This window comes from Leekyejoonella antrihumi (genome assembly GCF_007845645.1).
Taxonomy (GTDB): Bacteria; Actinomycetota; Actinomycetes; order Actinomycetales; family Dermatophilaceae; genus Leekyejoonella; species Leekyejoonella antrihumi.
Genome location: NZ_VCQV01000002.1, coordinates 248,009 through 265,554, shown reverse-complemented (window position 1 = coordinate 265,554; position 17,546 = coordinate 248,009). Strand labels below are relative to the sequence as shown.

The window sequence follows — 17,546 nt, the reverse complement described above, 5'->3', positions numbered from 1 at the left end:
GAGGCGCTGATCGCCTTGGCCAGCGCCATCATCATCGCCCGGCGCCTGATCCGCGTCGCCTGGACCACCCGCCGCTGGGACACCAGACCCAGTCACCGACCATGACCTATCCGCGGAACCTCTAACATCGAAATCCCGCTCCGTGACGCACCTAGCTGCCGATCAGGGCGGTCCGCAGCACCGGACCGAGCGCCTTCGAATAGGCGCCGGTCAGGTGCGTGCCATCGGCACTGATGGTCGTGTGCCCGACGAACGGCGGGCAGATGCCATCCGCTGTACAGAACCACTCGTGGGTGTCGACATATCTGGCGCCCGTGACGTGTGCGACCTCACGATCGGCCGACGACATCCGATACCAGGTGTCGTCGATCCGCGCGACGCAGGCCGACGGGGCGTTGAATCGCGTAGCGCATGCGGCCAGGCTCTTGGTCTGCGGCGGTGGGGAGAGGATAACGACCTTCGCCTTCGACCCTGCCAACGTCGTGACGGCAGCCTGCTCCGCCCGTTGCCAGGCAGCCGCTGCCGAATCTACGGCCTTGCAGCACGGCATACGAGTAAGAGTGTTCTCGGCTGCCGCCAGTACAACAATCGACGGATGCTCAGCCACTGCCTCCTTCAGTTCCCATGACTGGTGTGCCGAGCATCGCGCGGTGAAGCCAGCGTCCTGCTGTGGCGCGGTGACGTCGAGTCGCGCTGCCGGGCACAGACCGAACGTCAGGCCGGCCACCTGCCACCCGCTCGGCTCCATCGCAGCTCGGATCCCGGGAAGCCAACTGATGCCAATCGAGTCGCCAAGTACCAGGATGCGGCGAGTCTTCGGTGCGTCCTTCGACCCAAAAACACAGGCCGGCCGACTCGAGCTATCGACGTTTCCACACTGCTTCCATTCCGGCGCCTTTGCATTGTCAAGATCATCGACGGATGGCGAAAGCTTCGGCCATGCGGATGCATCCAGAGCCTGCTGGATGTGCGCGGACAGCCCGGTCCCGCCCTTGGTGGCCATGGCGGGGGCCGCCGTGTGCGCGGCACCGACGGTCATCGTCGACACGGGTGAGTCGTTCAGCGCAGCGGTGGTAGCCACGACCGTCGTGGCGGCGAGCGCGAACGAACCGGCTAGCTTTGCCGTGCGCGCACGAGGCCACGAGCGGGAGGCGCCACGGCGTGGGGTAAGCCAACAAGAGCGTCGGATCGGGTCTTCGACGCCGTGATACGAGCTCACTGAGAGGACCATAGTCGCTGCCAGCACCCACGCGACGTAGCGTGGACCCGCGGCTGGCATCAACACGGCGAGAAGCGTGATGACTGTCCAGTGCCACAGGTAGAGCGAGTAGGAAATCCGACCGACATAGCGGGAGACCGGGTTGGTGAGAATAGCCATCCGTGGCGGATAGTCCGGCGACATCCCACCCACAATGACCGCCGCGGTGCCGAGGACCGGCAGCGCACCCCACGGCGCGGGAAACGCTGACGAAGGCTGGATGACTAGGGCTGAGAGGGCAATTGCACCTAGCCCTACCCACGAGAGCACCACCGCGGCGGAGCGCGACACTCGAGCGAGCCGGTGGGAGCAGAGTGCGATGAGCGCGCCCACCCCGAGTTCCCAGGCCCGTGCCATGGTCGAGAAGTAAGCCACCGTCGGGTCCGTGGAGCTCTGGTACATCGACCAGGCGAAGGAAACCACCACGAGCACCGCGAGCACGACACCAAGCGGTAGCCGACGTGGCTTGACACCGCGTCGCCGTCGACGACTGATCATCGCCACGGAGATGATCAGCAGGGGCCACACGAAGTAGAACTGTTCCTCGACAGCCAGTGACCAATAGTGCTGCAGCGCGGATGGTGGCCGGCCCTGTTGAAAGTAGTCCGTCCCGACAGCAGCGAAGTGCCAGTTGGCCAAAGACCCAGCTGCCCACATCGCGTCGACCAGCGTCTCGTGCGCTCGAGTGCCGACATAGATGAGCCGAGCCGCAAGGCAGGTGGCCAGCAACGTCACGAAAGCTGCCGGTGCGATGCGGCGCACGCGCCTGGCATAGAAACTCCGGAAGCTGACGGAACCCGTTCGTTCCACCTCACGCACCAGCAGGCCGGTGATGAGGAATCCCGAGATCACGAAGAATACGTCGACACCGACAAATCCACCGCTTGGCTTCGCGAAGAGGTGGTCGCTGATGACGAGAAGGACAGCTACAGCACGGAGCCCCTCAACATCCGCCCTCAGACCCGAGCGCCTCTTGTTGGCACCGCTATCGGACATACTCCCCCCAACCCCGGCCGCGTGTCGCAGCCCCTCATGGCGCTCAATCGAAGAATCAGCGCGAAGTACTACCGACTACCCACCGTATTGAAGTCGAACTGACATCGGAAATGCCAACATCGTCACGATGGTCCGCTGCCATCGCGGCATGGAGTTCCGCCACTCGTCATCGAGCCGGATCGCGGTCGTGCCAGTCCTGAATCGACCCGGGTTGCCGGATGCGGTATGTGTCACCTTGAGCTCCACCTCGTTGCCGGCGAACACCGGCTTTGCCGCAGGGGCCTCTTTCACAAAACGGATGAGGTCGTCGACTACAGTCGCAGGGTCTGACGCGAGCTGTTCGTAATGAAGCACCTGATAGTGCTCGTCGCCCACGGCAGCCTTCACCGTTCGGGCAATCACGGCGTTGTAGACCTGCCACACCATTGTGCTACGCACCAAACCGACTCGTTTCAGCACGCCACCGTCGGTCTTCTTGTCCCGCGTCGGTTTGAACCGCTGCCAAGAGAAGGCCACGGCACGGGGGTCACGGACCATGTGCACGACGAACACTTCGTACCCTTCGAGCCCCGCCGCGAGGATCCCGTCCGTAGGGTATTTCGATGAGTCGACGATCACGCGGGCGCCTGTCGTTGCGCCGATTCCGTCATAGAGGCGATGCAAGTACCTAGCATACGGGATGGTCCGCGTGACCCGATCCGCACGGACCGCCCTTAGCGCCCGCAGCGCATGACGTGTGCGCGCTGAATCCTGGAGCCGGACAACGGCCGAGGGATCTATGGCCTCAATGCCACCGAATGCGCTGGCGAACGTCGAGGTCCAGGTTTCGCACTCCCGGAGCGGCTGACCGCAGCCGCAGTCACGACCCTGTCTAAGGCCTCTCTCCCAGACGTAGTGCAACTCACCCGTCGACACGAACCCCTCGACCTGACCTAGCAGGTTGTCAAGGATCGTGGTGCCGCTTCTGCCCCATCCCGCGACATAGAGCACTTTTGTCATCGCGGTCGAGACTCCATGCCCATCGGGAGCTGTCGCATGCACCATCACTTGGCTTTCTTCGGGGTGAATTGGTTCAGCCCAAGTGGCGGCGACACCCGGTCGGCAGGCGACGGCACCTTGCTCTTGTGCAGTGTGGTCGTCACGCGGCGGAGCGCCTTCTGCTTCATCGCGACCTGCGGCGTCACACCCGACTGCACCTGGAAGTTCGTGAAGTTGGTGGTAACCGGGACAATAGTCGCCGAACCACCCAGGTAGCTCATCAGACCGACTGAACCAGCAGCCTGCATGGCCGATGCCCCATCGGTGCCCGATACGCCCCAGGCGGTCGGCTCCGTCGTGCCCTGCTTCCACACCTTGGCAGACAGCGTCGTCGGTGAAGTTCCCGTGACCAGGAATTGCACGTTGAGCACGTCACCCACCGAGTAGGTGAGACCAGTTTGGACGGTTGGTGCCACGATGACCGCTTGCCCAGCTCCGTCCACGCGGAAGAGGCCAAGAGTCACCGAACCATTTGCCCGAAGATTGAGGGTCGCCCGATAGTTTCCAACGCTTGGCACAGTCCGGCCCATGACGGAGACGAAGACACCGGAGCCGGTCGGCTGGGCATTGACGCTGACACCGGCAGTGATGTCTGCGCTGTTCGTCGACACCGAGTTGAGGTTCATCGAAGGACCACTTCCCGCCGTCGCCATCGTAATCGAGCCCTGTCCACCGGAAACCGCGAAGTTGGACGCTGCGCCGGACCGAGTCCATGCACCGCCAACATCTGCCGAGCCCCACCCGTTCGCAACGGTCCGATTGAAACTGTCGGAGGCAATCGCCTGACCCACGGGTGCCGTCACCGTTACCGAATGCGTCACCGGCGTGCTCGGCGCACCGTCATTGTCGGTCACCGTCAACGACACCGTGTACTGCCCGGCCGCCGCATACGTGTGACTGGCGGTCGCACTAGCACCGACCGTGTCCGGAGTGCCATCACCCCAAGTCCAGTCATAACTGCTCACAGTGCCATCCGGATCGGACGATCCCGAACCATCGACAGCCGCCGTCAACCCAGTCGACGTCACAGTGAACGCCGCCACCGGAGGCTGATTCACCGGCGGCGCCGTGACCGTTACCGAATGCGTCACCGGCGTGCTCGGCGCACCGCCATTGTCGGTCACCGTCAACGACACCGTGTACTGCCCGGCCGCCGCATACGTGTGACTGGCGGTCGCACTAGCACCGACCGTGTCCGGAGTGCCATCACCCCATGTCCAGTCATAACTGCTCACAGTGCCATCCGGATCGGACGATCCCGAACCATCGACAGCCGCCGTCAGCCCAGTCGACGTCACGGTGAACGCAGCCACCGGAGGCTGATTGGGCATCGTGCCGCCCGCTGCGGCGTAGTGCGCCTGCACCGTCGCCGCATCGAGCTCGGAGGAGTAGACCGCTACTTCGTCGATGGAACCGGCGAAGAAGGGGTTACCACTCCACGAGGTGTCACCACCCACGCGCCAGTAACCGGTGTAGCTCTGGGCCTGGGTCTGCGTGCCAGTCGCAACCACTTGACCGTCGACATACAGCGTCATGCCGTCCGGACCCTGGGTAGCGACCATGTAGTGCCACTTGCCGTCATTGTAGGAAGCCGGCGACGTGATGATGTTTGTCGCACCCGTGTAGACACCGAAGTTCAGCTTGCCATCGGGAGTCATGTAAACGTGCCGGTCGTAGTTGTTACTGTTGCCGCTCTGCTGATCACCGAATCCGATGAGCTTGCCACCGTTTGTGGTGGTGGTGTTGAACCACAGCTCCTCGGAATACACCGTGGGATTGGTGAACTGATCTGCTGAACCAATCGTGCCGTCAACGCCGTTGAACGTCACTGCGGTGCCCTGGCTTCCGAGCGCACCGGGCTGACCGAAGGTTTCGCCACCGGAGTAGACGCCGGTCTCTCCGTTGCGACTTGCATCAGCCGCCGTTGGTCCAGTCGCGTCGTCGAGCCGCCAGAAGAGTTCCGGGTCGGAGTTGTAAACGGCCTTGCCGTAGGCATCCTTCGGTGCCGCAGGGATGTTGAGGCTGCCGCCGCCATCGGTGTAGTGCGTCTGGATCTGTGCAAGCGTCAAGGCCGTCGGGTAGATCGCAACATCACCGATGGTGCCGGCGAAGTAGTTGCTGCTCGGCTGGTTCGGCCACCCGTTGAGATTGTCACCGCCGATTCTCCAGTATCCGCTGTAATCCTGGGCGCTCGTCACGCTCGGGTTGCTGGCGACCTTCTTGCCGTCAACGTACAGCGTCATACCCGCGGTGGGATCGAGCGAGGCGACAACGTAGTGCCAGCTGCCATCGTTGTACGTCTTGGGGCTACTGACCACCTGGGTTGACCCCGGATACACCCCGAAGTAGAAGTGTCCGGCGTTGTCCATATAGATGTGCCGGTCGTAGCTGCCGCTGTTGCCGGTGCTTGCACTCCCATAGCCGACGATCTTGCCACCACTGGTGGTGTTGGTCTTGACCCATGTCTCGACACTGAACGAGGGGGTCGTGGCCATCGTGGAGTTGCTCGCCACGGAACCGTCTGCTGAGGACCCGTCGAACGTCGACGCGGTGGTCGAGTCACCGCTGATCGGACCCGTCACCCCACGTGTGACGCCCGCTTGCGCAGTCGCATCGTTGAAGCCGGCATAGTCATAGACGGCGCTGCCACTCGGTTCTCCGAGCCTCCAGAATGCCGTCGCTCCATCACCCGTGACATCGTTGCTGTACTGGCTGACCGCGTTCGAACCAATCGTCACCGAGTTCGTCTTGGGCAAAGTAATCGTATTCCCGAACGGGTCCGACACCTTGACGCTATAGGTATAGCTCGACCCTGGGGTGAGCCCCTTGTCGACGAAGCCCAGCATCGGGTAGGTCCAGTAGTTGGACGCCTGCGTAGTTGTGTAAACCGGTGCCGCAGTGCCGGACCGGTACACGTTGTAGGTCAGATTTGCGTTGTCCTGGTCATATGCCGACTGCCAAGACACGCGGGCCGTGCCAGAGGTGATCGACATTGCTGACGGGGTCGGAGCTCCCGGCGCCCTGGTCGGGCCGACCTTGTTGGGCGCAATCGACTTGACCGCGAAGCGCACCAGACCCTGCTGCGCCACACCGTTCACCCTGGGGAACTCGCCACCGGCTGCTACGTACTGGCTGTTGCCAGTAAGCGACCACGCTGCCTGATTCGCTCCCGAAACATTTCCTAGTGAGAACACCGGGAACCATTGCAGCAACGTCGAGTCCGGCTGACCCGCGTAGTTCCATCCGTAGTCGTCTGGTCCGCTGTTCACGCCAGTCGGATAGGTGGTGTACGCAAGGGCGTGCCGCATGTTGATCGACCAGGGGTTGCTCTGTGGGAACGCCCCGATCATGCTGCAGTTGTGCGCGTGACTCACGGTGTAGAGTACCTGACCGACCGGAAGCACGTCATAGGTATCGCCGTGACAGTCGTTCAGCCAGTTGACATTTCCTGTGTCCGGATCGGCCGAGAATGACCCCTCGAAGTCGCCGGTCTGGAACGCATACCCGGCACCGTAGATGTTGGTGCCATCCGTGCGCAGGGTATCAATGCCGCTACCCGTACCACCATCATGCATGATCGTGTTCGCGGCCCAGGGCATTGTCGCACCGGTCGACGCATCAAGTGAGCCCATGCCGTTTGCAGGTGCGCCGTTCAAGTTCAAGAACTTGCCCCCGACGATGACCCGCGACCCGTCCGGCGCGATGACCATAGATAGGGGCTGGTCGTCAGCTGTCGGCGCCCACGGAAGGACAACTCCGGTCGCCCCACTGAACGCAGCAAGTCGGCTCCTTGCCTGACCGCTGGCGCTCATGAATGCGCCTCCGGCATAGAGCTCAGTGTTCGTTGCAGCCAAGGCGCGCACCGTGGAATTGACGGACGCCTTGAACCCGCTGATCAGCGTTCCTGTCGCGGTGTTGAACGCCGCGATGTGGTTGTGCGCCACACCGTCGACCGTCGTGAAGTCTCCACCGACGTAGACCGTGGATCCGTCGGGCGAGGCCGTGATGGCCTGGCCCTGAGCATTCAGTGTGTGCCTGAACGAACTGACCAAGTTGCCCGTTGTGATGTTGTACGCAATGAGGTTGCCAACATTGATCTGCCCGGCGCCCCCCACTGCGACCCCCGGTGGCCGAGCGGTTGTAAAGCTTCCGGTGGCATAAACCGTGTTGCCAACTGTGACCTGAGCCCAGACGATCCCGTTGATCTGCCAAGTAGGCAGAGCATCTGAACTCACCGTCTCTGGCGTGCCAGCCGGTGGGGACGTATCCGCTCTGGCCGTTGGCGCAACGACAAGCGTCCCCAGCGTTCCCATAGCAAGTACGAGGACGCCGACCAACCAGAGGCGGACGGCCCGAAGCCCAGCAGTATTCATGTGGTGCTCCATCAAGACGAGATCGGCGTGCTGCCTATCGATTGGACGAGACATGGGGGGTCAGTTCCTTGCAGAACCAGTGAACATGGCCGCGGCGTGGACACTGTCCATGTCCACAGTCATCGTGACGTTTCCAAGGAGGGAAGTCGGCACGGAAAAGACATAAGTCGCGGTCTGCGACGCGCCTGATTTGAGGACTCCGCTGAAGTCTGACGCAACGTCGTCATACACCGGGGGAGCAATACGTGCCGGCGCTCCATACTCCATCTGGACGACGACCTGCTGCAGATTGATGGACTTCTTGGTGTGATTGGTCATCACCACCGAGAGCTGTGTAGTCGGGGATCCATGGAAAGTTCCCCGGCCATAACCGGTTTCCACGCCGTGCCGAATCTTCTTCACGGTCAAACTAAGCCCGTCCGAGTAGCTCACGGTCCTGTCGAACGCGGCAGGCTTTGCGCTGAGCGTGGGATGCGGTCGCTTGCCGTTCCTGATGACGGGCTCGGCCTTGCCCGCCAGCGGATTCGCCGGTCGTTTGGCGGTTCCCCCCGACACGCTCGGCGACGCGGTCGCGTGCTGCTTAGTGGAACTCGCGTTCTTCGCGTGTGCCGACAATGGCGTCGCACTGGAGGTCGAGTTGCTGCCCGAGGTGGACGACGCATTGTTGGGTGCGCTCGCACATCCGCCTAGCGTGATCGCGGCTGCCATTGCCAGGCTAACGCCCAGCGCTCGTCGACCACCGATTCCGAGGTGATACCCGTGCTGCTGCATCAGTAGGCTCCCGTTCCACGTAACACTGCGCGGATAGTCCGCCAGAGGATTTGAATGTCGAACATCATCGACCAGTTGTCGACGTAGCGAAGATCGAGTCGCAGGGACTCATCCCAGGACAGGTCGCTTCGCCCGCTCACCTGCCAAAGGCCCGTCAGCCCAGGGCGAACCTTCAGCCGACGGATGGCATCGGCCTCATAGCCATCTACTTCGCTCTGGAGTGGCGGCCGCGGGCCGACGAGGGACATCTCTCCTCGTGCGACGTTGATCAGCTGCGGCAGCTCGTCCAACGAGAAGCGCCTCAGCACCCGCCCGATGCGGGTGATCCGGGGGTCGTCGTGGCGCTTGTAGAGCACGCCGTTTCCGTCGTCTGACTCGGACCGCACCTCGGCAAGCTTCGCCTCTGCGTCAACCACCATCGAGCGGAACTTCACTATCGAGAATCCCTGCCCGTCAAGCCCGACCCGCGACTGCCGAAAGAACACCGGCCCCTTGCTGTCCAGCTTGATCAGCAGGCCGATTGTCGCGAACAGCGGGATCATCAGGACGCACCAGACGATGGCTATGGTGCGGTCAAACGTCGCCTTGCTGAAGGCGTTCACTCCGTGGAGAGCCGGCCGCTCGATGTGCAGCAGCGAGAGGTTCGCTGCGGGCCGGATGGACAGGCGAGGACCGGTCACTTCCATGATGCCCGGAGCAACAACGAGCTCGATGCCGAGATCGTCCAGATCCCAGGAGAGCCGGCGTAGTTCCACGCCGCTGAGCTCCGAGGGGCTGGCGACCACGACCACATCCGCGTCGTATCGCTCAACGGTCTGCAGAACGTCGTGCACTGACCCCGCGGAAGTCACACTGCAGTCCGGGCTCAACGACCCGCTGGTGCAAGCCGCGACTGGGCGGATCCCGTGCACAGGCTCCCGCTGTAGGTCGCGGACCAAGCCCTGGACTGCGTCAGACCTTCCCACGACCACGGCTCGACTGAGGTTGCGACCCTGCCACCGCGACCGATGCAGGCTCTGCCGCACACCGTATCGGGCGAGCAGCGCGGACCCCAGCAGCACCGGGAAGTAGATCAGGACGAAGTATCGGGACAGATAGGGCCGGTCGATGTAAATCGCGTAGGAGATGAACGTCGAAAGCGCAAGCAGGCGGATCGCTGCCGAGGGCAGCGCACGGTACTCGTCCATGCCCACGCCGAGGAACCGCCGCTCATAACCGTGGCATGCGGCCACGGTCAGCACCCAGACGACGGGGCCGGCCAACAGGATGACGAGGTAGGGCGTCGGAATCGGGTCCCGTAGCGGGATCGCGCCGGAACCGAGTATGGCGACAAGGTCGGCCAGGACCGCGCAGATCACGTCGGCCGCGATGGCGCGCCGCAGATAGGTGCGTGTCCAGTCCCTCGGGTGCTCAAGCGAGCGTGTCGCCGTGGCCACAGAGCTCTCGGCGACAGCGAGGTGCGGTGGAGCATCGGAAGACCGGACGGACACCTGCGAAAGGCTCGCGTCTGCATTGCCAGTCATGGACCCTCCCGACCCGACCAGGCTGAACACTCACATGGACTCCCTGACCGAACCTTCAAGGTTTGGTCAAGTTGTTAAGTACTATTCCACGCAAGTCCATCGCAGGCTCTATCTCTGCTACAGTCGCGCCGCTACGCACAATCTCGCACTTGAGTAGCGCAAGGGGTCGGTTCTGTGATAGAGGGGACCTCTGCTACGGGCGGGGATGGACCTGATTCTGGGCCGATTCCAGCCCCTGCTCGATGAGCAGCTCGATTGCGTCGGCGACATCGGGTAGCAGGAAGTCGAGCTCGCCCCGCTCGGAGGCGCTGAAGTTGCGCAGCACGTAGCGGGCCGGGTCCATGCGCCCGGGCGGACGGCCGATGCCGACGCGCACCCGCAGGTAGTCCTTGCTCCCGGCGGAACGGGTGATCGACTTCAACCCGTTGTGGCCGCCGTCACCACCACCTTGTTTGAGGCGAATGCGCCCGAAGTCCAGATCGAGGTCGTCATGGATGACGATGAGGCGCTCCGCCGGCACATTGAAGAACTTCATCAGCCCGGCCACCGGGCCACCGCACTCGTTCATGTAACTCATCGGCACCGCGATCACGGCCTTGGGGCCGGGCGCTCCCCCGGGCGCGGTCCCGATCCGGACCTCGGCTGCTCGGGCGCGAGCGCGGTGGGCGCGCAGGTTTGACCCGCTGCGACCGGCTAGCTCGTCGATGGCCATCGCGCCTACGTTGTGCCGGTTGCCGGCATGCTCCACCCCGGGGTTGCCGAGTCCGACGATCAGCCAAGGGTCCACGAGGGGAAAGTATGCCGAAGGGCCCGGCCCGCGACGACACTCCCCCTCGTCGCGGGCCGGGCCCGTCGTGAAACCTGCGTGATCAGTCCTCGGTGTCCGCGGACTTCTCCTGGTCCTCGGCGGTCTCGCCCTCGGCGGCCTCGGTCTCCTCGTCCTCCGGGATCTCTGCGAGCCTCTCCTCTGTGACGTTGACGATCAGCAGCTCCTCGTCGACCGCCAGGTCGACACCGGTCGGCAGCGGGACGTCCTTGGCAAGGATCTGACTGCCGACCTCCAGGCCCTCGATCGAGACCGTGAAGGACTCGGGGATGTTCATCGCGTCGGCCTCGATGGTGATCTCGTTGTTCTCGACGTAGACGCTGGTGCCGGGTGCCGCCTCGCCCTCGAGGTGGATCGGGACGTCGACGGTGACCTTCTCACCGCGGCGCACGATGACCAGGTCGACGTGCTCGATGAACGGCTTGATGATGTGGCGCTGCACGTCCTTGGCGAGCGCGAGTTGGTCCTCACCCTCGATCTCCAGCGTCAGGATGGCGTTCGAGTGCTTGAGGGCCATCATCATCTCGTGGCCGGGCAGGGTCAGGTGCACCGGCTCGGTGCCGTGCCCGTAGAGGACCGCGGGGATCTTGTCGGCGCGACGGATGCGGCGCGCCGCGCCCTTGCCGAACTCGGTGCGGATGTCGGTGGCAATGCGAAGCTCTTTTTGAACCATGGTGGTCGTCCTTTGCGGAGGCGGAACGGTGGTCGGGCCTCGACGCGGGATGTCGCGCGGATCGCAGCGACCGGCAGATCGTCAGGACGAACGCCTGAGGATGAACCTTGTCGATCACGGAGCGAGCGTGGCGGGCCACGCAGCATCCCTCGCCGAGGCGTCGCCCATCCTACGGCGCGCGTGGTGCGCACCCAAATCGAGGAGTGGCCGGCACTCGTGGGCACGCCACCGGGTTTCGAGGCGGCCTCGTTCCTCGGCCTTCCTCAACCAGCCGTGTGGGGGCGAGCTTGCGAGCCCGTGTCGAAGGGAACGAGTCCCGCGCGGACTCGGCATCGCCACACTCAGCTCCTGCCGGCATCCGAGACGGCCTCCAGCCGCGGAGCGACCGACGCGGCCATCATGACAATCTCGTGCTCGCTGACCCCATGCCTCCGCGCGTGGTCGCGCCAGCCAGACAGCGACGAGGTGATAGCGCGCATCCTCTCGCGGGCCTGGCCGACAGTCATACTGCACTCACCCGCCAACGCCAGTAGTCCGTCGACTTCGTCCGGTTGCACGTCGGCTCCCATGATCGAGGTTGCGCGCGGCCGCCACAGATCCGGGTTCGGGTTCACATCGAACACGGGGCTCAGCGTCCACGAGCCCCGATCGACGAGGAAGCCATGATTGCGCAGGTGATCGTCGGTGTTCCCGAGCGCGACGCTGACGACGGCCCGAGCGAAGAGCTCGTGATGGTCCCGCCTCGGGGACAGTGACAGGTCGCGCATCACCTCGGCGATGTCGGCGTAGTCGCGGTGTTCACCGTCGGCGGAGCCCATGGCCGTCATGGCGCTGATGTAGCCGACACGGTCACCGCGGCCAGTCCTGTCGAACCTGCGGAGGATCAAGACGCTTCGCTCTCCCACGCGTGTCAACCTTCGCTGCGGTGTGCGGACACCCGCGCTCTCCATCAGATCAAGAGCAGTCGCCTCCCAGGCCATGACATCCCAGCCGTCGCTGGAGTGCGGGAACTTCGCGATCGCGAGGCTCCCGTCCTCGAGCCGCACGGAGGCCTTCGGCCTCGCACCACCCAAGCCCGTGGTCCCGGTGTCCAGGAGCCGCTTAACGGCCGAAGAGGGGTCGTCGTCAGACGCCAGCTCGTCGGAGGCGTGCAGCAGCTCCGGAAGCGAGACGAGCTGCGGAACGCTCGATGGCTTCCCGAGGCACTCCTCGCGCCCGGGCAGGCGGAAGCGCAGCGCACCCTGGCGAGTGTCGTCGCTGACGCCCAGGAGGAAGTCAAGGTCGTCCAGACGACGAAGAACCCTGCCCTCCTCGCGGGCACGCATCCGCTCGGCCTTCTCGAGAAGGTTGCGACCCCATCGATCGGGAGCACTGTCCGCGAATGCCCGGACGACCCCTCTCTGGTGCTGCGCCCCGGACACCAGTGGTAGCGCCGGGTCGATACTCATGCCGTCCCCCGATAGGTAGCCGGGGTCGTAAAGGAACGTGGTGGAGATCTGTCCGCGCGTCCGAGTGAAGTGTGCCTGACCCACCAGCCTGATGCGCCCGGTCTCGTCAACGAGGACCTCGATGGTGGTCATCGCGCGCGCTTCTTCGTCAGGTTGCCGGCACGCAGTCTCCCGATGTCGCTGCCCAGCGGATCGATCGCGTCCACGGCTGCGTCGAGCACGCCGAGCGCACGAAGCACCTGGGCGACATTGCGGAAGCTGACGCTCGGATCCCCCGTCTCGATCTTGCGCAGGGTGTCCCGTGTGATGCTGGCGCGCTCAGCCACCTGCTGCGCCGTCAGCCCCAGGACCATGCGCCAGCCACGCACGTGCTCGCCAAAGGATGCCATCTGTCGATCAATCTTGTATCCCGACATGGCCCACCTCTCTCAAATGACGAACATATTATCCGTAAGAGGCTGCTGTGACGAGTCTGGTGGTCATACGTTGACTGCTACTTCTCGTAGGATCTCTCCATGAGCGGTCCTGTCGACACCGAGAAGCGCTCCGTCTCCATGCCCGCGGCCATCTGTGAGGCGGTGCGTGCGCGGGTCGGCTCGCGTGGATTCTCCACCTACGTCGTGGGAGCGGTGAGCCGTCAGCTGCAGCAAGATGCTCTCGACGACATCCTTGCGCATGTGGAGGAAACGCATGGCCCAGTCGAAGAGGCCGAGGTCGGCGAGATCATGCACCGGCTCGCTCAATAGTCTTCCTGTCCTGCCACAATCGATCCTGCTGAGGGACATGGCGGTCAAGATCGAATCAATCGGCTGACGCGCGCCACATCGGATGGTTGAGCCGCGGGCGAGGAACGAGTCTATGCGCGTCGAAACCGTGGTGTGGCTCTGCGCGTAGGTCACCGGGTTTCGAGGCGGCCTCGTTCCTCGGCCTTCCTCAACCAGCCGAGGGGGGGTGACTTGTCGGGGTGGCTCAGGCTTCGGCGTCGAACATGCTGGTGACCGAGCCGTCCTCGAAGACCTCACGGATCGCCTTCGACAGCAGCGGCGCGATCGAGAGCACCTTCAGCTTGTCGAAGTGCTTGTCCTCGCTGATCGGCAGGGTGTTGGTGACGATCACCTCACGGGCGCACGAGTCGCGCAGCCGCTGGGCTGCCGGGTCGGAGAAGATCGCGTGCGTCGCGGCGATCACGACGCTGGCGGCGCCGTCGTTCATCAGCGCATCCGCCGCGTGACAGATGGTGCCGCCCGAGTCGATCATGTCGTCGACCAGGATGCAGGTGCGTCCTTCGACCTTGCCGATGACACGGTTGGCGACGCTCTGGTTGGGCTGGTTCACATCCCGGGTCTTGTGGATGAAGGCCAGCGGCGCACCGCCCAGGCGCTTCGACCACGACTCGGCCACCTTGATCCGGCCGGCATCCGGAGAGACCACGGCGAGCTGCTCCGCGCAATACTTCTCGCGCACGTAGTCGGTCAGGATCGGCAGGGCCTGCAGGTGATCCACCGGGCCGTCGAAGAACCCCTGGATCTGGTCGGTGTGCAGGTCCACCGCCATCAGCCGGTCCGCGCCGGCGCTCTTGAAGAGGTCTGCCATGAGCCTCGCCGAGATCGGCTCCCGCCCGCGAGACTTCTTGTCCTGACGCGCATACCCATAGAACGGGGTCACCACGGTGATCCGCTTGGCCGATGCGCGCTTCAGCGCGTCGACCATGATCAGCTGCTCCATGATCCATTTGTTGATCGGCGCCGTGTGGGACTGGAGCACGAAAGCGTCACAGCCACGCACGGATTCGTCGAACCGGATATACATCTCGGTGTTCGCGAAGTCGTAGGCCTGCGTCGGCACGAGCGTCGTGCCCAGACCCTCGGCCACCTGCTCGGACAGCTCCCGATAGCCGCGGCCGGAGAAGACCATCAGGTTCTTCTCGGTCGTACGCTTCAGACCGCTCATGCCGGCCCCCTCCTTCGTCGGGTCCCGCCATTCGCCTGCATCATTGGTCGCTCGCTGCGCTCGCTCATGCCGGCCCCCTCCTTCGTCGGGTCCCGCCATTCGCCTGCATCATTGGTCGCTCGCTGCGCTCGCTCATTCCGGAGCCCCTTGGTCGGTGGTGGACGTATGCCGTGCTTCGGCCTCGAGAGCGGCCCGGTGGGTGGCCGTGTCGGCGCGTCGACGGGCGACCCACCCGTCGACGTTGCGCTGCCTGGCCCGAGTGACGCCGAGCTGCCCGGCCCCCACATCCTCCACCACCGCGGAACCTGCGGCGATGTATACCCCGTCGGCAATCGTGCGGGGCGCGACGATCACGCTGTTGCTGCCGATGAACGACTGCGCACCGATATCGGTATGGTGCTTGTTGACCCCGTCGTAGTTGGCGAAGATCGTGCCCGCGCCGATGTTTGCCCCGGCGCCGATCGTGGCGTCGCCGCAGTAGGTCAGGTGGGGCACCTTGGCGCCCTCACCGATCTGTGCGTTCTTGGTCTCGACGAAGCCGCCGATCTTGCCGTGCGCGCCCAGGATCGTCCCGGGGCGCAAATAGGAGAACGGTCCGACGGTGGCGCCCGCACCGATCACCGCGAGCTCCGCCTGCGTGCGCACCACGGTCGCACCGTCGGCGACCTCCGTGCCGGTCAACGTGGTGTCCGGTCCGATCGTGCACGACGCACCGATCGCAGTCGCCCGGTGCAGCTGGGTGTTGGGGTGCAGGACCGTGTCGATGCCGACGCTGACGTCGGCGTCGACCCAGGTGCTGTCCGGATCGATGATGATGACACCGTCCTCGACCATCAGCCGTTGCAGGACACGACGGTTGTACTCCTTGCCGAGCCGGGCCAGCTGCGACTTGTCGTTGACACCCTCGATCTGCCAGCGGTCGTCGATGTCGTGCCCCGCGACCCGGCGCCCGGCGGCCCGCGCAATCGCGAGCACGTCGGTGAGGTACTTCTCCCCCTGAGCGTTGTCCGTGGTGACCTTCGCCAGGCTGGCACGAAGCACCTGCGCATCGAAGGCGTAGATGCCGGAGTTGATCTCGTTAATCTCCAGCACATTCGCGTGCGCCCCACCCTCGTCACGGGCACGAAGAGCGTCCTTGTGCTCGACGATCCCTTGCACGGACCCGTCGGAGTCACGAACCACGCGACCGTATCCGGTGGGGTCCTCCAGGTGCGCGGTCAGCACGGTCACCGCATTTGCCGCATCCTCATGGGCCTGGGTCAGGTCGAGCAGCGCCTGCGTCGTGAGCAGGGGCACGTCTCCGTAGGTGACCAGGACCGTCCCGGACAGGTCGGCCGGCAGCGCCTCGAGCGCGCACTCGACGGCCCGTCCGGTGCCCTTGATCTCGTCCTGGTCCGCCACGATCACCTCGGGCCAGATCTCGGTGATGTGCGCCGCGACAAGGTCCCGGTGCGCCCGCACCGTGACGGCCACCCTCGGAGCGCCCGTGTGTGCGGCCGCCAGCAGGGCGTGGCCGACAAGAGATCGCCCGCCGATGAGGTGGAGCACCTTGCTGGTGGAAGACTTCATCCGGGTGCCGTCGCCGGCGGCCAGGACGATGACTGCGGCGGGCGTAGCGCTCACGCGTGATGCTCCTTGGAGGCTGCTGCAGAGTGGGCAAACGGGGCGCAGAGGCCCTTGGCGATGCTACCTGCCATGGGGCAGATCGGCACACTCCGCACCCCGCGACCGGTCGACACGGGGACTCAGCCGCTCCCAGCGGGCCCGCCCGGATGGACGGCCGGGGTGACGGATGCCGAGTCGCGCTGCAGCCACAGTCCGGCGGAGGGCGAGTGGGCCAGCCCGACTGCTCCCGCGATCAGCAGCACTCCGGCCATCGCCAGCCCGAAGAGGCGCGGGGCGTCTCCTGGCAGCGCCGTCGGGAAGGCCAGCACACCGATGGCATAGCTGGCGATCGGGTTGACCGAGTCCTTCGTGGCAATCGCCCAGGGCAGCGGCCCGTTGGCGAACGCGCCCTGCTCCAGCACGAGCCCGAGCAGCGTCGAGCCGGCGAGGGCATACCCCACCCAGTCCCGCGCGGTGTAGGCGATGCCGTGATGGACGAGGTCATCCCCCGTCAGCTTGATGAAGACCGCCGTCATCGAGAAGCACAGGCCGGCGGAACCGGCGAGCAGCACGTTGGCCACCGCGTGCGGCACCCGCGTCGCCATCGCGAAGGCCAGTGCGATGGCGGCCAAGGCACACGCGACCGCAAGAAGGATCCGGCCACGGTCCGGGGCCCCCTGGAGGGCCTTCGCGCCGACCACGACCAGCAGCAGCACCAGTCCGCCACAGATCGCGAGCGCCGACAGCCAGTCCCTGAGCCTCGGCCACCGGGACAGCTCGAGCGACGACATGGGCAGTGCGAACAGCAGCTGAGTGGCAAGCAGCGGCTGGACGGAGGCGATCGACCCCACGTGCAGCGCCACCGCCTGGGCGCCGAAGCCGCAGACGTTGATACCCCACCCGAGCAGCCACGTGCGGGAACGAACGAGATGCGACATGAGCGCCGCCATACGCGAGATGCCGGTGCTCCCGTGCCGCTCGGTGACACGCGCGGCACGCTGCTGGTAGTAGGCGGCGAGGGCGAACAGGAACGCCGCGAGCAGGCCCAGCAGGATGGCCAGAATCTTTCCGCTCACGCGGCCGGC

General features: G+C 64.8%; 13 protein-coding genes and 1 pseudogene. 2 read left to right on the top strand and 12 right to left on the bottom strand.

Features of this window, described 5'->3' with window-relative positions; genetic code table 11:
* Window positions 1–105, top strand: a pseudogene (locus tag FGL98_RS02560) (IS5/IS1182 family transposase); the annotation flags it as partial.
* A 46-nt stretch (window positions 106–151) separates the two neighbouring features.
* On the opposite strand, the gene FGL98_RS02555 reads toward FGL98_RS02560, so the two are convergent.
* The 9 genes from FGL98_RS02555 to FGL98_RS02515 all read right to left on the bottom strand — a co-directional run bounded on the left by FGL98_RS02555 (window position 152) and on the right by FGL98_RS02515 (window position 13,322).
* Complete coding sequence (locus FGL98_RS02555) at window positions 152–2,254, bottom strand: acyltransferase family protein (protein WP_146315085.1); 2,103 nt, start codon at window positions 2,252–2,254, stop codon at window positions 152–154.
* Window positions 2,255–2,329: 75 nt separating this feature from the next.
* On the bottom strand, window positions 2,330–3,244 hold the full coding sequence (locus tag FGL98_RS02550) for a sulfotransferase domain-containing protein (RefSeq protein ID WP_222431976.1): 915 nt from the start codon (window positions 3,242–3,244) through the stop codon (window positions 2,330–2,332).
* Window positions 3,245–3,297: 53 nt separating this feature from the next.
* Window positions 3,298–7,344, bottom strand: coding sequence for a LamG-like jellyroll fold domain-containing protein (locus tag FGL98_RS02545; RefSeq protein ID WP_246136334.1), 4,047 nt, complete (start codon window positions 7,342–7,344; stop codon window positions 3,298–3,300).
* 381 nt (window positions 7,345–7,725) lie between these two features.
* Window positions 7,726–8,436, bottom strand: a complete 711-nt coding sequence (locus FGL98_RS02540) for a hypothetical protein (RefSeq protein ID WP_146315082.1) — start codon at window positions 8,434–8,436, stop codon at window positions 7,726–7,728.
* Window positions 8,436–9,959 (bottom strand): sugar transferase, encoded by a 1,524-nt coding sequence (locus FGL98_RS02535; RefSeq protein WP_146315081.1) that lies wholly within the window; start codon window positions 9,957–9,959, stop codon window positions 8,436–8,438. Before FGL98_RS02535 ends, FGL98_RS02540 begins: the two co-directional genes overlap by 1 nt.
* Window positions 9,960–10,152: 193 nt before the next feature.
* Complete coding sequence (pth, locus tag FGL98_RS02530) at window positions 10,153–10,746, bottom strand: aminoacyl-tRNA hydrolase (RefSeq protein WP_146315080.1); 594 nt, start codon at window positions 10,744–10,746, stop codon at window positions 10,153–10,155.
* Window positions 10,747–10,828: 82 nt separating this feature from the next.
* Entirely contained in the window at window positions 10,829–11,458 is a 630-nt protein-coding gene (locus FGL98_RS02525) for a 50S ribosomal protein L25/general stress protein Ctc (RefSeq protein WP_146315079.1), read from the bottom strand.
* Window positions 11,459–11,799: 341 nt separating this feature from the next.
* Window positions 11,800–13,038, bottom strand: a complete 1,239-nt coding sequence (locus tag FGL98_RS02520; RefSeq protein WP_146315078.1) for a type II toxin-antitoxin system HipA family toxin — start codon at window positions 13,036–13,038, stop codon at window positions 11,800–11,802.
* On the bottom strand, window positions 13,035–13,322 hold the full coding sequence (locus FGL98_RS02515) for a helix-turn-helix domain-containing protein (protein ID WP_146315077.1): 288 nt from the start codon (window positions 13,320–13,322) through the stop codon (window positions 13,035–13,037). The genes FGL98_RS02520 and FGL98_RS02515 overlap by 4 nt, the downstream gene beginning before the upstream one ends.
* Window positions 13,323–13,421: 99 nt before the next feature.
* Here FGL98_RS02515 and FGL98_RS02510 point away from each other — a divergent pair, with 99 nt between their 5' ends.
* Window positions 13,422–13,652 carry a CopG family transcriptional regulator gene (locus FGL98_RS02510; RefSeq protein WP_146315076.1) on the top strand — a complete coding sequence of 77 codons (231 nt, stop codon included), beginning with the start codon at window positions 13,422–13,424 and terminating at the stop codon, window positions 13,650–13,652.
* Between the two features lie 223 nt (window positions 13,653–13,875).
* Here FGL98_RS02510 and FGL98_RS02505 read toward each other — a convergent pair whose 3' ends face one another.
* The 3 genes from FGL98_RS02505 to FGL98_RS02495 all read right to left on the bottom strand — a co-directional run bounded on the left by FGL98_RS02505 (window position 13,876) and on the right by FGL98_RS02495 (window position 17,537).
* Window positions 13,876–14,856 (bottom strand): ribose-phosphate diphosphokinase, encoded by a 981-nt coding sequence (locus tag FGL98_RS02505; RefSeq protein WP_146315075.1) that lies wholly within the window; start codon window positions 14,854–14,856, stop codon window positions 13,876–13,878.
* Window positions 14,857–14,988: 132 nt separating this feature from the next.
* Complete coding sequence (glmU, locus tag FGL98_RS02500; protein ID WP_146315074.1) at window positions 14,989–16,479, bottom strand: bifunctional UDP-N-acetylglucosamine diphosphorylase/glucosamine-1-phosphate N-acetyltransferase GlmU; 1,491 nt, start codon at window positions 16,477–16,479, stop codon at window positions 14,989–14,991.
* Between the two features lie 122 nt (window positions 16,480–16,601).
* The gene (locus FGL98_RS02495; RefSeq protein WP_146315073.1) at window positions 16,602–17,537 is read right to left on the bottom strand and encodes a DMT family transporter; all 936 of its coding nucleotides are present in this window, start codon (window positions 17,535–17,537) and stop codon (window positions 16,602–16,604) included.
* Between the last annotated feature and the right edge of the window lie 9 nt (window positions 17,538–17,546).